The organism is Chryseobacterium sp. SIMBA_038, assembly GCF_046535115.1.
Lineage (GTDB): Bacteria > Bacteroidota > Bacteroidia > Flavobacteriales > Weeksellaceae > Chryseobacterium.
Window position 1 is genome coordinate 200,193 of record NZ_JAWRXH010000007.1, and the last position, 14,033, is coordinate 214,225.

At 32.9% G+C, this 14,033-nt stretch carries 13 protein-coding genes; 7 read left to right on the top strand and 6 right to left on the bottom strand.

What is annotated here, in order from left to right:
- Nucleotides 1-4: 4 nt before the first annotated feature.
- Entirely contained in the window at nt 5-1,858 is a 1,854-nt protein-coding gene (locus tag SB689_RS18445) for a DNA methyltransferase (RefSeq protein ID WP_410693562.1), read from the bottom strand.
- Between the two features lie 131 nt (nt 1,859-1,989).
- Between SB689_RS18445 and SB689_RS18450 the strand changes: the two genes are divergently transcribed.
- Nucleotides 1,990-3,297, top strand: a complete 1,308-nt coding sequence (locus SB689_RS18450; protein WP_410693563.1) for a DEAD/DEAH box helicase — start codon at nt 1,990-1,992, stop codon at nt 3,295-3,297.
- A gap of 181 nt (nt 3,298-3,478) precedes the next feature.
- Here SB689_RS18450 and SB689_RS18455 read toward each other — a convergent pair whose 3' ends face one another.
- Complete coding sequence (locus tag SB689_RS18455) at nt 3,479-4,372, bottom strand: SMP-30/gluconolactonase/LRE family protein (RefSeq protein ID WP_410693564.1); 894 nt, start codon at nt 4,370-4,372, stop codon at nt 3,479-3,481.
- A 176-nt stretch (nt 4,373-4,548) separates the two neighbouring features.
- Here SB689_RS18455 and SB689_RS18460 point away from each other — a divergent pair, with 176 nt between their 5' ends.
- The 3 genes from SB689_RS18460 (at nt 4,549) to SB689_RS18470 (ending at nt 7,061) form a co-directional block, all read left to right on the top strand.
- Entirely contained in the window at nt 4,549-6,015 is a 1,467-nt protein-coding gene (locus SB689_RS18460) for a PLP-dependent aminotransferase family protein (RefSeq protein WP_410693565.1), read from the top strand.
- A gap of 154 nt (nt 6,016-6,169) precedes the next feature.
- A complete protein-coding gene (locus tag SB689_RS18465) occupies nt 6,170-6,613 on the top strand; it encodes a carboxymuconolactone decarboxylase family protein (RefSeq protein ID WP_410693566.1) in 444 nt (147 codons plus the stop codon).
- Nucleotides 6,614-6,629: 16 nt separating this feature from the next.
- On the top strand, nt 6,630-7,061 hold the full coding sequence (locus SB689_RS18470; RefSeq protein WP_410693567.1) for a GNAT family N-acetyltransferase: 432 nt from the start codon (nt 6,630-6,632) through the stop codon (nt 7,059-7,061).
- Nucleotides 7,062-7,149: 88 nt separating this feature from the next.
- Here the strand turns inward: SB689_RS18470 and SB689_RS18475 are convergent, their stop codons facing one another.
- The gene (locus SB689_RS18475) at nt 7,150-7,785 is read right to left on the bottom strand and encodes an FMN-dependent NADH-azoreductase (protein WP_410693568.1); all 636 of its coding nucleotides are present in this window, start codon (nt 7,783-7,785) and stop codon (nt 7,150-7,152) included.
- A gap of 260 nt (nt 7,786-8,045) precedes the next feature.
- Between SB689_RS18475 and ccoG the strand changes: the two genes are divergently transcribed.
- Nucleotides 8,046-9,488, top strand: coding sequence for a cytochrome c oxidase accessory protein CcoG (gene ccoG / locus SB689_RS18480; protein ID WP_410693569.1), 1,443 nt, complete (start codon nt 8,046-8,048; stop codon nt 9,486-9,488).
- A gap of 135 nt (nt 9,489-9,623) precedes the next feature.
- On the opposite strand, the gene SB689_RS18485 is transcribed toward ccoG, so the two are convergent.
- The gene (locus tag SB689_RS18485) at nt 9,624-10,505 is read right to left on the bottom strand and encodes an AraC family transcriptional regulator (RefSeq protein WP_410693570.1); all 882 of its coding nucleotides are present in this window, start codon (nt 10,503-10,505) and stop codon (nt 9,624-9,626) included.
- Between the two features lie 151 nt (nt 10,506-10,656).
- Between SB689_RS18485 and SB689_RS18490 the strand changes: the two genes are divergently transcribed.
- Nucleotides 10,657-10,998, top strand: a complete 342-nt coding sequence (locus SB689_RS18490) for a MerR family transcriptional regulator (RefSeq protein WP_066750800.1) — start codon at nt 10,657-10,659, stop codon at nt 10,996-10,998.
- 137 nt (nt 10,999-11,135) lie between these two features.
- A complete protein-coding gene (locus SB689_RS18495; protein ID WP_410693571.1) occupies nt 11,136-12,434 on the top strand; it encodes a hypothetical protein in 1,299 nt (432 codons plus the stop codon).
- Between the two features lie 142 nt (nt 12,435-12,576).
- Here the strand turns inward: SB689_RS18495 and rluF are convergent, their stop codons facing one another.
- Nucleotides 12,577-13,302: a 23S rRNA pseudouridine(2604) synthase RluF gene (gene rluF, locus SB689_RS18500; RefSeq protein WP_410693572.1), complete on the bottom strand. Its 726-nt coding sequence runs from the start codon at nt 13,300-13,302 to the stop codon at nt 12,577-12,579.
- Between the two features lie 10 nt (nt 13,303-13,312).
- A complete protein-coding gene (truB, locus tag SB689_RS18505; RefSeq protein WP_410693573.1) occupies nt 13,313-14,011 on the bottom strand; it encodes a tRNA pseudouridine(55) synthase TruB in 699 nt (232 codons plus the stop codon).
- Between the last annotated feature and the right edge of the window lie 22 nt (nt 14,012-14,033).

Below are 14,033 nucleotides of genomic sequence, written 5' to 3' on the forward strand. Positions count from 1 at the left end.
GCTACTATTTAATTTGATAAAAATCTTTTGTTATTTTCTTGTCTTCCTGTGTACACTCAAAGTTTTCGTCATTGAGTGAAGAAAGATTTACATACAACTGATTTTTGTTGAGCAGGTCAAAAAGATGTTGTTTTTGTTCTTTCAGACTTAATTTTTTAAAATCTTCGAGATGTTGTTCTTGTTTTTTAATATCAACATTGTAATTCAGGAAAGACTTGTTTTTCATTTCTTCCCAAATCGTTAGAAGATTTTCAGAGTTTTGAGCTTCTTCAATTTGCTCAATAAAGGTTTGATTGTATTTTTTGAGTTCGAGGTAAATGAAGGAACCGCCGCCTTGCCAGTTGATGGATTTGGAAATGCCGCCTTGCTCGCCATCGATCACTTTTTTTAAACGTTCAACAGCAAACTCTTCTATATAGTCCATTTGTTCAATACCTATATATTGACGGTTCATTTTATGTGCTACTGTTGCAGTTGTCCCGCTTCCTAAATGATAATCTAATATTATATCGTTTGTCGATGTTGTTAAATTTATTAATCTTTCTAGAAGACTTTCCGTTTTTTGACCTATTAAATTAAAATTTAAATCACTTGATCTATTTAAATTTCCTAAATCATTCCAAAAATTATCTATTTGCTTACCAATTTCTAATCTTTCTTTTAAATAATATTTTTCGCGGATTGTAACATCTGTAATATAAAGTCTATTATCATTTTCCAAATCTTTCAATTTGCTTTGTTTCATTCTCCAACCCTTTTTAGGACAAACCCATAATTTACCATTATTATCAATATAATCGTAAGTTGTTTGAGGACCAGGACCACCCGTTTTTTGTAGACTGACAGTTGTATATTTCCCTCTGCCATCATTATCGTCTTTCTTATATGAATCAATATCTTTGTGTGATAATTCAGAAGTTACATTATTTATATTATATAGATTTTTCTTAGAATATAAATGGATTATGTCTGTATTCCAAGGCAGATTTTTTGAAACGGTTTTCCCTGCATAGGTTCTATGCCAATAAATTGAATTTCTAAAATTTTCATTTCCAAAAACTTCGTCCATTAAGACTTTTAGATATCCTTGTTCATAATCATCACATTGAACAATCATAAAACCATCATCAGTTAACAAATGTTTAGCTATTTCTAGTCTATTCCTCATAAAAGTCAACCAAGTAGAATGATTAAAGCTGTCATTATATTTAAAACCATCGTTACCAGTATTATAAGGCGGATCAATATAAATCAGCTTCACTTTTCCTGCGAATTCTTTCTTTAGAGAATGTAATGCGAGAAGGTTATTTCCTTTAATAATCAGATTATCAGTAATAGTACCTTTTTCATTTCGATTAAATTGATCAAAATTCTTTTCCCCATCTTTATCAAACTTTTTAGCATTGGTAAGAACTTTTGGATCGAGTAATTCGGTAATTTCGTCCTGCGCTAAAGTTTCATTAAAGAAAATCTCTTCTCTTTTATCTTCTTCACGGCTTTGTCCGCCTTCCAAAATACAGTCTTTAAATGGCCAGACCAAAGCTACCTCGTTGCGTTGTTTCAGATATTTGTCATCAATAGACAAACCAACTTTATTCTTAAATTGAGTATAACTGTCATTGAGATAGTTTTTCTGTTCAAGAAATTGAATGAAAAGATTTTGTTTAAATACCAAAACATCTTTTACCTTGATGAAAAATTTTTCTTTCAAATCGGAATCATCTAATAATAATTCGATTAGTTCTTCATCAAGATTTTGTGCTTTGTTGAGTACTACCCATTTTTTCACTTCTCCATTATCGGAAACGTAATTAGGCTCTTTTTTAATTTGATTTTCAAGTGTTTGATATAATTTCATGGTATTAAAGTTTAATAAAATTTAATAGCCAAATTTATTCGCAAACTGAAGATTCTCATTACGGGAATCCATAATTCAAATAAATAGTAAATGGATTTTCCATAAAAAACAAAATGGTCTACCTTTGCAAAATGGAATTAGAATCAATATATCAAAAACTGCAGATTCAGGATATGAATCAGATGCAGAAATCTACATACAAGACCACTGAAAACAATACTGATGTTGTTTTGCTTTCCCCAACGGGTTCAGGAAAAACACTTGCCTTTTTATTTCCCGTTCTTCGAAATCTGAAAAAAGATGTTTCCGGAATTCAGGCTTTAATTTTGGTTCCGGCTAGAGAATTGGCGTTGCAAATTGAGCAGGTTTTCAAATCTATGGGAACGGATTTTAAAGTTTCTGTATGTTATGGAGGTCATGATAAAAAAATTGAGGTCAATAATTTAATTGAAGCTCCGGCTGTTTTGATCGGAACTCCGGGAAGAGTTACGTATCATTTAAGAAATAACAATTTTGATCCGAAAACGATTAAGACTTTAGTGTTGGATGAGTTTGATAAAGCGTTGGAATTAGGTTTTCATGAAGATATGGAATTCATTTCTAATTCTCTGAGAGGTCTTTCACAAAGAATTTTAACTTCTGCAACAGCGATGGATGAAATTCCGGAGTTTACAGGATTGAAGAATGAAAAACTCGTTGATTTCTTGAAATTAGGTGATGCAAAACCGGATATTCAGTTGCGAAAAGTAATGACTATTTCTGAGGAAAAATTAGATACTTTGTTTAATTTGATCTGTAAAATCGGGAATAAAAGAACCTTGATTTTCTGTAATCACCGTGAAGCTGTTGACCGTATTTCTGACCTTTTAGCTGATAAAGGAATCGACAGAGAAACCTTCCACGGCGGAATGGAACAGGACGAAAGAGAACGTGCTTTACTGAAATTCAGAAACGATTCTGCGAGGATTTTAATTACAACCGACTTGGCTTCGAGAGGTTTAGACGTTCCGGAAGTTGAATCGATTGTTCATTATCAATTGCCTTATAAAGAAGATGCTTTCATTCACAGAAACGGTCGTACCGCAAGAATGAATGCTAAAGGTTTTGCTTATTTGATCATGACTGCGGAAGAAAATTTTCCATTCATTAAAAATGATACGCCTAAAGAAAGTGTCGCAGGATTTAATACGTTTCCTGAAAAAACGCCTTTCCAAACGATTTACATAAGCGCCGGAAAAAAAGATAAAGTGAATAAAGTGGATATCGTTGGATACCTGATCAAAAAAGGACAACTTAGAAAAGAAGATATTGGCTTGATTGAAGTAAAAGATACGACTTCTTATGTTGCCGTTTCTAGAAATAAGGTTAAAACATTGTTGGATACATTGATTGCTGAAAAACTGAAAGGTAAGAAGGTGAAGATTGAGGTTGCTTATTAAACACGAATTACACAAATATTTTTTCACAAATAACACCATAATTATATCAATAGGAACGGGCTTTAGCCCGTTTTTTTATGAATGATATTCAAATCTGGCTTTAGCCAAAACTTAAATAATAATGTTTTGTGTTATTTGTGAAAAAATATTTGTGTAATTCGTGTTTCAATAAATTTTAAAATTATCTAACACCCTTCACCTTTGTCGGTAAAGTATACACCGATTTTGAAGCTGTGATGAATAAAATCTCGTTATTCTTTCCTCCGAAAGTAACGTTGGAAGTCCATTCTTCATCAATCGGGATTTGATAGATTTTTCTTCCGTCGCGATTGAAAATAGTTACTCCTTTACCTGTTAAATAAAGATTTCCGTGCTTGTCAAGCGTCATTCCGTCTGAACCCATTTCACAGAATAATCTTTTTTCAGATAATTTTCCTTCACCTAAAATGTCATAAACGTAAGTTTTTCCAGCGTCAATATCCGAAACGTAAAGTTTTTTATATTTCTCACTTCCTACAATTCCGTTGGGTTGTGTGAATGTTTCAAGTTTCGTTATTTTTCCATCTTTATTTCTGTAATACAAACTTTTATGTGGAATTTCCTGTTTGAAATTTACCCAATAATCTCTTTTATATAAAGGATCGGTGAAGTACATTCCGCCAAATTCGTCGTTCCACACATCGTTTGGTCCATTCAGTCTTTTTCCTTCAAAACCTTTTGATAAAATTTGTACTTTTTTATCTTTTGATATCTTCCAGATTTCACCGTTGTCATCCGAACAAGTGATCAAATTATCATCCTTATCGAAATGTGTTCCGTTGGCTCTCCCCGATTTATCTAAGAAAACAATTACCTGGTTGGTCTTCCAGTCCCAATAATAGATCTTATCATTGGGTTGGTCTGTAAAATATACATTCCCCTCTTTATCCGAAGATGGGCCTTCCGTAAAACTGAATTTATCGGAAACCCTTTCCGGCTTTACACCATCATAAAACATGTTACTATAATTTACTGATTTACAATTTACTAATGCGAAAACCAAACCAATCAAGCTGATTCTAAAGATATTTTTCATTCTCCATTTTTTAACGCTTACAATTTACGATATCAACGATTAGATTCAAAGTTTATTTTCTCATTTTGATAAATTAAAAATTCTGATATTTAAAATAAATCAGAACCAGATTTTTAACTTCAAATAGACCAGTTTATATTAATTTTGTGTTGATCCATTTAATTAAAAGATTAATTATGCTTCCATACAAAAATCTTATCATTATTGACAAAAACAGTGAAGTTCCGATTTACAAACAAATCTCACTACAGTTTATTGATTTGATTCAGGAAGGAAAATTATTGCCCGGAAGCAAACTTCCAAGTACACGTTCGCTCGCGCTAGACTTGCATCTTCACAGAAAAACAATTATGGCTGTTTATGAAACACTGGTTTCGGAAGATTGGATCGACAGCCAACCGCGCAAGGGATATATCGTCTCACCAAATTTACCCGTTGTAAGACCTAGATCATATCATAAAAAAATAAGTCCATTTTCCACAAAAGGGAAATTTGATTTTGACCGACGGGAAATTATTCACTTCACATTTAATACTGATTCTAAAAATAATATCATCATTGATGACGGTTTTCCTGACACTTCCCTACTGCCTTTCACTACAATCAATAAAGAATTCAGAAAGTCATTAGATAAGGTGATCACAAAAGATAATTCAAAATATGTTTTAGATTCTGCTGGTTTTAAAAATTCTCTACAAACTTTCCTGAATCAAACGCGTGGAATAGACTTTAGCTTTGAAAATCTTTTCATTACAAGAGGCGGTCAAATGGCCATTTATCTCGCAGCTTCACTTATCATAAAACCCGGAGATAAAGTTGTGGTAACGGACCCAAGTTATTTTATCGCCGATGCACTTTTTGAAAAACTAGGGGCAGATATTATTCGCGTTCCTGTCGATGATCAGGGAATGCGTACTGATATTTTGGAGGATATTCTAAAAAAACAGAATATAAAATTAATCTACGTAATTCCGCACCACCATCATCCAACTACGGTTACGATGAGTGTTGAAAGGAGAAATCATCTTTTGGAGCTTATCAATATTTACAATCCTGCGGTAATAGAAGATGATTACGATTATGATTTTCAATTTAAATATGATCCTTATCTACCTTTAGCCAGCGGAGATCACAACGGAAATATCATCTACATCGGTTCTCTTACAAAAGTTTTGGGAACTCCTTTTCGACTCGGCTATATGATCGCCACAGAAGAATTTTTAGCCGCCGTATCAAAATTGAGAATTCTGATCGATCTGAAAGGAGATTTAATCATCGAACAAACCGTTGCAGCGATGATCAATAGCGGAGATCTGGCCAGACACATCCAGAAAACCAACAAAATTTATTCTCAAAGATGCGATCTTTTATGCAACTTGTTAAATGAAGAGCTTAACGATTATATCAATTATTCTAAACCCTCGGGAGGCTTGGCTTTATGGCTTACTTTCAAACCTAAATATGAATTGTCAAAAATAATCAAGCATACACATGAAAACGGTTTAAGCGTTAAAAGTAATTTCTATTGTACCGGAAAAAATGCTCATTATAATTCTTTCCGTTTCGGGTTTGCTTCTATGGAGGAAAAGAAAATTAGGGATGCTGTTCATATCCTTAAAAATTCTGTGAAAAAGATGTATTAAATTTTTAATTTTTGTTTTAAAATCAAGCTTAAATCTGGACTATTTAAATAAAATCAACTGGTCCTCAGTTCAAGTTTTTGTGATATCTAATTTTGCACTGTTCTTAATGAAGAATGGAACAAAAAGATATTTTTTTAACAATAAAATTGAAAACATGAACAAAAGAATTAATCTCTTCCAAAATTTCGCAGAAAATTCTAAACTGATGATCGAGATGGATAAAAACATCCTAAAATCAGGAATTCCGCCTTTGTATATTGAATTAATAAAAATCCGTGCTTCGCAAATCAATGGTTGCGCCTACTGTATCGACAAACACATTGTAGATGCCCTGAAAATGGGTGAAGATCAGCGAAAAATCAATGTTTTGGGAGCTTGGCATGAGGCAAAAGACTGGTTCACCGAAGAGGAAACAATTGTCATCCGATTAACAGAAGAAGTTACACTGATCACTCAAAACGGAATAAGCAACGAGGTTTTCGAAAAAGGAGTAAAATTATTCGGAGAAGAAAAATTTTCTAATCTAATTATGGCTGCGATAAGCATTAATTCATGGAACAGAGTCGGTGTCGGTTTGCATTTACATCCAACAAAATAATTCAAAATCTATCACAATGGAAATAAGAACCATCACAACAGAAGCAGACATTATGATCTGTAAAGATATCATTCTGGCATTCAGAAATAATTTAAAAGAGGAAAATCTCATAGAAGAAGTTATTTATTTAATTAAAAATGAATCATTTAAGATAAAATACCTTTATGACGATAAAAACCATAAAGCAGCAGCTTTTATTGGTTATCGAAATATGCGTATGCTAAGAACAGGCCCAACCATCTACATTGATGATCTTTACACGGATCCCGATTACAGAAGCCAGGGATGTGGAGCAACATTGCTTGGTGAGGTAAAACAGGAAGCCATCGAAACGGGAATGAAATCCGTGCATTTAGACAGTGGTTTTGCACTCCATCCGGCTCATCGTTTGTACCTGAATAGTGGTTATGTATTGGCTTGCCATCATTTTGCGCAGTTGATTTCGTAAACTTTAAATATCATTCACTCATATATTGCAATGCCAATTTTCTTTGAGAGCTTTTGAAGAGGTTAAAAAGGAAAATTGGCTTTTTTTGTTACAATTTACTGATCGAATTCTTAATTTTTTCGGTCGCAGTCTGCAAAGCATTATTTAAAACCTCACTTCCATAAGAGGAACCATTCAAAACAAATTCTTCAACCTCGTCAATTCCCAAAATATTAAAAACAGTTTTAAGATATTCACTCTGAAAATTCATAAAAGCAAAATTTTCACCTTTTTCATATCCTTCATTTCCGCGTACCAATAATAGATATACTTTTTTTCCTTTCAACAGACCATTGTAAGGTTTTTCTGTATCTCCTTTATTCACCGTAACTGTTTCATTTACTCTCACAATCTGGTCAATATACGCTTTCAATGAGCTAGGAATAGACCAATTGTACATCGGAGTTCCCAACACAATAATATCCGACTGTTTCAGCTCATCAACTAACGCATCGCTGATCTTTAATTCCTGAATTTCTTCTTCAGAACGAAGATCTTTTGGTTTAAAAGCAGCCGAAATCCATGTTTCAGAGACATGTGGAATATTTCCCTGACCGATTTCCCGATGGCAGATCTCATCATCAATATTCTTCTCTTTCCAAAGGTCAACAAACAATCCTGTTAAATGACGGCTCAAAGATCTTTCTTTTCTTGAACTGGCATTAATCACCAATACTTTTTTCATAAATATATTATTTAAAATTTTCAGATACAAAATTATCCTTTGGAGAAATGATTATCATGAACCAGTTAATTTTATTTAAATAGCCCAGATCAAAATGTCCGAATAATCCTATTTTGTAAGTAGATGGTATTAGTTATTAATTGACTTTATTCAGAGCTTTGCAGTAATCTAATCAAAAGATTTTTTCAACATTATTTGATACATAAAATGAGAAAAAAATCAAGTTTGATATGACGTTTAAAATTAAAACAATCTAAGCGATGAGCATACAATCCGGCGATATTAAAACTTCAGATATTGAAAATGAAGCTTTTAGAAATTCGGTAGGCACGATGGATGAAACCGGAAGCCGAAAATGGGTTTTCCCAAGGAAACCAAAAGGAAAATACACCAATTATAGAAACTATGTGAGTTATTTCCTATTAGCTTTATTCTTTGGATTACCTTTTGTAAAGATCAATAACAATCCTTTTTTACTAATTAATGTTATCGACAGAAGATTTTTCATTTTTGGACAACCGTTTTATCTTCAGGATTTCTTTATTCTGGCATTAGGGGCGGTTACTTCCGTGATTTTCGTGATGCTTTTCACCGTAGTTTTCGGAAGAATATTTTGTGGCTGGCTTTGTCCGCAAACCATTTTTATGGAAAGTGTCTTCAGAAAAATTGATTATTGGATCGAGGGCGACAGAAATAAACAAATGAAACTCGACAGACAAGAATGGGACGCTGAAAAGATTAGAAAAAGAGTTACAAAATGGTCAATTTTCATTTTGATCTCAGTAATTATTTCACATTTCATGTTCATGTATATTGTGGGTTATGAAGAGGTATTTAAAATTATGACAGAAGGTCCAATTGATCATTCTTTGAATTTTATAGGAATGATAGGCTTTGCAATGACTTTTTATCTTGTTTTTGCTTGGCTTCGGGAACAGGTTTGCACTTTGGTTTGTCCGTACGGCAGGCTTCAGGGAGTGTTGATCGACAAACAAACCGTAAACGTTTATTACGATTTTAAAAGAGGAGAAAACCGCTCAAAATGGAGAAACGGAGAAGATCGAAAAGCTGAAGGCAAAGGAGACTGCATCGATTGCCAACAATGTGTAGTTGTCTGTCCAACAGGAATCGACATCAGAAACGGACAGCAATTAGAATGCATCAACTGTACAGCTTGTATCGATGCCTGCGATGAGGTTATGGAGAAAGTTGGACTTCCAAAAGGATTGGTGCGGTATGCAACCGAAGCTGAAATTGAAAATCAGGAGAAATTCAAATTCACATCAAGAATGAAAGTTACCACCTTATTTCTTGTTATATTAATCGGCTTCCTTGGATTTTTGATGTACGACCGAGGTTCTATGGAAGCTAAGTTCATTAAACCTGCAGGATCAACTTTTTTCATTAAAAACGGAAAAATAACGAATACTTTTATTTACACTCTACTCAACAAAACGAACGAGAAAAAGACTTTAACCATAAAAGTTATAAATCCTAAAAATGCTGAAATAACATTCTTTGGCAATGAAAAAATCATCTTAAAAGGTGATGAAATTTTAAAAGGAAACATCAACATCACTTTTCCTGAAGAAGATATTAAATTTTCAAAACAAAACATGACCATCGGTGTATTCGACGAGAGTGGAAAAATGTTGGATTCTTTTGATACTAATTTTGAAGGACCGTTTAAGTTGTTGTTATAAATAAGTTGGAGAGTTTTAGTGTTTGAGAGTTTTAGGGGGTTAAAACTTGGGATTTTTTTGGCTGAAGTAATCTTATAATTTATTTAAACTTTAAACCAAAAACAATCAACCTTCAACCAGAAACTAACAACCAACTTAAGCCTTATATTTCTTAATAAATTGCGTGGGAGTCATTCCGGAGCCTTTTCGGAAGACTCTCACAAAATAAGAATATTCTTCATAACCAAGACGAAAAGCTATTTCAACCAAGCTCTCATCAAGGTACATCAGCATTCTTTTTGCTTCTAGAATTACCCTTTCGGTGATGACTTCTGTTGCTGTTTTTTGAACCACGGTTTGCGTAATTCTGTTTAAATGTTTGGGTGAAATTTCCATTACAGATGCATAGTACGCGGTTGATTTTTGAGTCGTAAAATATTGTTCAACCAAATTCTCAAAATCCTGATAATGTTTAAAGTAAGAAACGCTTGTCAGCGAACTTATTTCATCAAAATTTTTAGAAAATTGCCTTGTAGTATGGATGTAAATCTGAGACATAAGAGAAAGAATCAAATCCTCTTTCATTATATTCTGAGCATAATATTCTTCTTCTATTTCTTTGAATAAATTAATTATTTTCAATAAATCTTTCGATTCAAACTGAAACTTTCTAGGAAAAGTTGATGAACTGAAAAAAGGAAAACTCCTTAATTTCCTGTTCACATAATGCATGTCATAATATTCCTGCGAGCAGAAGAAAATATAACCATCTGTATCCTCCGAAAGTTCCCAACTGTGAACCTGACCCGGTGACAAAAAGAAAATACTTCCCTCAGAAACTTCATACTTCTGGAAATCTATCTCGTGGATTCCTTTTCCTTTCGTAAAAAGTACGGTGACATAAAAATCGTGACGATGCGGTTTCTCAATATGTTTATGACTGGAAACCAAATGATCTTTCATTGTATTAAAATAAAAATCTGAAGCATTCTTCCCAGACTGAAAAAGATCGATATGTAAGACTGAGATAGAATTCATCTTAATTTTATTTGATATCAAAAATAAAGAAAAAATTCAAAGGTCTGGAATGACTTTATACATGATTTATACTATAAAAATGAACATTTTGTGTTACGTATTTGTAACAAGGTTTAAAAAATATTTATCTTTGAGTTTTAGGATTTGTAAAATGAAGATAAATTTATCAGATAAACTGTATTATTCTATAGGAGAAGTAGCGAAAGCTTTTGATGTAAACACTTCATTAATACGTTATTGGGAGCAGGAATTCCCTATCATTAAACCTAAAAAAAACAAAAAAGGAAACCGATATTTCACTCCTGAAGACATCAAAAATCTACAGATCATCTATCATTTGGTAAAAGAAAAAGGCTACACACTTGACGGAGCCCGAATTGCCTTAACAACCAACTCCAAAATCTCTGAAACAGTGACAATTATTGATCGATTAGAGTTTGTAAAAGCAGAATTATTGAAGCTGAAAGAATCTTTGGCAGATAATCCGGAATAGTTTTCTTTAAAATATTTACAAAAATTCTGTTTCAGATGTAAATTGACAATCTTACTCATCAAATTATATTACAAAAAATAGTATTTCTAATTTAGTCATTGCCTTGTACTTAAATTTCTTATTAAGTTTACAGCAGGATGAAAAAAAACTATTACCAAAGACTGGCATTCATGGGAATGCTGTTGATTATTCTGTTCACATTTCAAAAATATACAAGCAAGGAAAAAGAAGATTTTTCTGATGTAAAATTCATTTCTGAAAGTACAATTCCTTTAAGTTTATCTGAATTTGAACCAAATGAGCTTGACGAAAAACAATGGAAAAATCTAGGCTTTTCTGAAAAACAAATTGCAACAATTTTAAATTATAAAAAGATTGTTGGAGGAAGGTTTACGTCAAAAGAGCAGTTCAAAAAATGCTATGCTGTTTCGCCGGAAAAGTTTGCTGCGTTGGAAACCTATATTTTACTTCCTGAAACCAATAAGGAAGCTAAATCTTCTAAATTCAAGAGCTTTGAGAGGAAGAGTATCAGCATTTCTGGAAGATTTAATCCTGATCATTATTCTGCTAATGATTGGGTGAAAATGGGTTTCAGTGAAAGACAGGCGGAAGCTATTTTAAAGTATAAAAGTTATTTGGGAGGAAGTTTTGTCAGCAAAGAAAAGTTTAAAGAATGCTTTATCATTAATGATGAAAATTACGAAAAGCTTGAACGTTATTTGATACTTCCTGCAAAAACTCCTGAAAATTTCAAAAATTTTGCTAAAAATGTCTATACAGGAAAACCTAAAATTCAATATCGCTCTTTTGATCCTAATACTTTGAATATTGATGGTTGGAAAGCGTTTGGATTTTCTGAAAAACAAGCCAATACAATTGTCAATTATCGTGACCGAAACTTAAGAGGTAGTTTTAAAAGTTTAGAAGACATTCAAAAATGTTTTGTGATCTCAGCTGAAAAGTTTGAAGAATTAAGACCTTACATTAAGCTTAATCCCTCAAGTTTAGCAAAAGTGGATGAAAAGAAATTGGAGGTAAAACAAGAGAAAACAGATTTTTCAAAAACAGATCTGAATTCAATTACTTTTAAACAACTTTTAGAGTTTGGAATGGATGAAAGAGCCGCAGGTTCGATAATAGGATTTAGAAAAAAATTAGGAGGTTTTGTTAATAAAGATCAGATTCTGACTACTTATAATATTGATAAAGATTTAACTCAAAAACTGCTTGCCATTGCTCCGTTAAATACTTCAAATGTCCCGAAATACACTTTGGTAGATGCTCCCGAAGAATGGCTTAAAAATCATCCTTATTTTAAATATTCTGCGGATAAAATTATTTTCTACAGAATTAGCGAACATGATGAAAAGAAAATCTGGAAATTATTGAAAATAAAACCGGAATATGAGGCGAGAATGAAACTGTATTTGAAGTAGTAAATGCTTTATTCGTAAACGCTTCGACTTCGCTCAGCATGACATTTCTAATACTAACTGCATTATTTTAACAGTAAATTTTTAGTGATGTCATGCTGAGCGAAGTCGAAGCATCTTTAAGTTTATAAATTAAGACTTATAACTAATCAATTGTCTTGCTAGAATCTTCAAGCAAATCATTTAAAGTAGATAGTTCTATATCTGTTAAATCTCTCCATTTTCCAACAGGAAGATCCAATTTTATATTCATGATACGGATTCTTTTTAGCTTTTTCACTTCGTAGCCAAGATATTCGCACATTCTACGGATTTGTCTGTTTAAGCCTTGTGTAAGAACGATTCTGAAGGTCATATCATCTATTTTTTCAACTTCACATTTTTTTGTGACTGTATCCAAAATAGGAACTCCATTTCGCATTTTATCTAAGAATTTTGGATTCGTAGGCTTGTCTACTCGCACCAAATACTCTTTTTCGTGATTGTTTCTTGCTCTCAGAATTTTATTAACAATATCACCGTCGTTGGTTAAAAGAATCAACCCTTCACTTGGTTTATCTAATCTTCCGATCGGGAAAATCCTTTTCGGATGGTTGATATATTCTATAATATTATCTATTTCGCGCTTGGTATCTGTTGTACAAACGATGCCTACCGGTTTATTGAAAGCAATGTAAATAGGCTCATCCTCAGATTCACGTATTGGTTTGCCGTCAACTTCCACGACATCTTCATCAGAAACTTTAGTTCCCATTTCAGGAACCTTTCCGTTGATCGTAATTCTGCCTTCTTCCAAAAGCTTATCTGCAGCTCTTCTTGAGCAGTATCCGGCTTCCGATAAATATTTATTGATACGTGTTTTCTCCTGCATAGGTTAGTTTTTAATTATTATCAAATCTAAAATCATTATCTAAAAACTGAGTCGTTGCGTCTTCAATTTTATAGTCACCAATTTTTGTACGTCTTAATTGTGTTAAATAAGCACCAACACCCAATTCCTGCCCGATATCGTGAGCCAAACTTCGGATATAAGTTCCTTTTGAACAGCCTACTGTAAAGCTTACCAAAGGAAGATCTATTTTAATGTCTTCAATATAAAGAATTGTAGTTTTTCTGGATTTCATTTCTACTTCCTCTCCTGCTCTAGCCAAATCATACGCTCTTTTTCCATCAATTTTTATTGCTGAAAAAACAGGTGGCGTCTGATCTATTTCACCTAAAAATTTCATTACAGCTTCATTGATCTGCTCTTCTGAAATGTGCGAATAATCCTGTTCAAGGATCTCTGGTTTTTCGGTGTCGTAAGATTCTGTTTGTACTCCAATTTTAATTTCAGTCCAATATTCTTTGGGAGCATCCTGTATTTCAGGGATTTTCTTGGTGAATTTCCCGCAACAAACGATAAGCAATCCAGTTGCTCTTGGGTCTAATGTTCCGGCGTGACCAATTTTAAATTTCTTAGGAAGATTAAACTCTCTTTTGAGTTTATATTTCATTTTATTAACGGCCTGAAAAGAAGTCCAATCCAGAGGTTTGTCTAATAAAAATACGTGTCCTGATTGCAGTTCTTCAGCTGTCATGAATGATGAGTAATATATAATT